This window comes from Vibrio sp. 2130-1 (assembly GCF_033339515.1).
The window spans coordinates 1-673 of record NZ_JAWOUT010000326.1 but is presented as its reverse complement, the minus strand read 5'-3'; the positions used below and the strand labels follow the sequence as shown (position 1 = coordinate 673).

Genomic DNA, 673 nt, shown 5'->3' with positions numbered 1-673 from the left:
TACTAGAAGCTCATCAAGGCATTGTTTTAGAGGGTAATAACCGAATTGGTGAGCCTAATAAACGCATCTCACTTCGCTCGCTTTCGGTCGAGTTGAAGGTTAACAATGAGCAAGCTTCTAGCATTGAAGATTACCAAAACAAACACACTGTTATTTATGGTGACCTTCTGTCGGCCTACCCAACAAAACTGCATAATGTTCTCATCGATGGGGATATAGTGCTAACGGGGTCGACGCTTCATATTGACGGTAAGTACAACACCATTATTAGTAAAATTTTGACTCACAGTACGACCGATATAATCAATACTAACGTTTGTGGCACCATTGAATCAAAAGGCCATCAATTGCATCTCAAGACGAATCACCCTTTCCAACAACATTTCGTCGTCGGTGATATTGTGGCGCACAGTTCTCTGCTTATTGATGATATGGCGATTTACGGCACGACGGAGTCCAAAGGTGCATCTGCCGCACTGAACGGTTCGTTCTACGCGAAAGATACTGCGATTAAGTACTGCCAGACATTAAACTTTAATCAAGGTGTTGGAAGTCAGGTTTGCGGCGAAATCCAACAAACGCCGGGAAGTTCGCACCCTCATAGTGTAACTGGCAAGTATTCTCAGTTCTGCGGTGTTGGCCAATCACGTTGCGATTACTCGAGCTCCATTTG

At 44.1% G+C, this 673-nt stretch carries 1 pseudogene; it reads left to right on the top strand.

Annotated elements, in window-relative coordinates:
- Positions 1 to 673 (top strand): annotated as a pseudogene (locus tag R7Q09_RS26010) (polymer-forming cytoskeletal protein); the annotation flags it as partial.